Source organism: Curtobacterium sp. C2H10 (assembly GCF_025407985.1).
Taxonomy (GTDB): domain Bacteria; phylum Actinomycetota; class Actinomycetes; order Actinomycetales; family Microbacteriaceae; genus Curtobacterium.
Genome location: NZ_JABXGF010000107.1, coordinates 1 through 406, shown reverse-complemented (window position 1 = coordinate 406; position 406 = coordinate 1). Strand labels below are relative to the sequence as shown.

General features: G+C 81.5%; 1 pseudogene. It reads right to left on the bottom strand.

Going from position 1 to position 406, the window contains the following annotated elements:
* A pseudogene (locus HWD93_RS18225) lies at window positions 1-406 on the bottom strand (hypothetical protein); the annotation flags it as partial.

The following is a 406-nucleotide window of genomic DNA, read 5'->3' as shown; positions in this document are numbered from 1 at the left end:
GGTCGGGACCGCGACGGCGCTCTCGCCGCCGCGGGGCGTGGTGACGGCCTGGAGGCGCGGATCGCCCTGGTCGGGCGCGCCGCTGTCCGCCTCGTGGCCGGTCTGGGCACTGCTACCCGGTGCTCCGGTGGTCGGGGCGGTGGGCGTGGCCGTGGCGACGACGGGCTGCCCGGCGTCGGCGGGGTCGGCGCCGGCGCCGGTCGTGGCGGCCCGGGTGCCCTGGGCGCTCTGGCTGGCCTGGGTGCTCTGGGCGACCGGCGTGCTTGCTGCTGCCGGGGCCGTCGGTGCGGCTGTTGCCCCCGTGACGGCGGACGCCGGCGTCGCTGCCGTCCGGTCGGCCTGGAGCGAGTGTCCCGCCGGGAGGGCCGGGCCGGGCGCACCGAGCGGGGCGGCCGGGGTCGTCGCC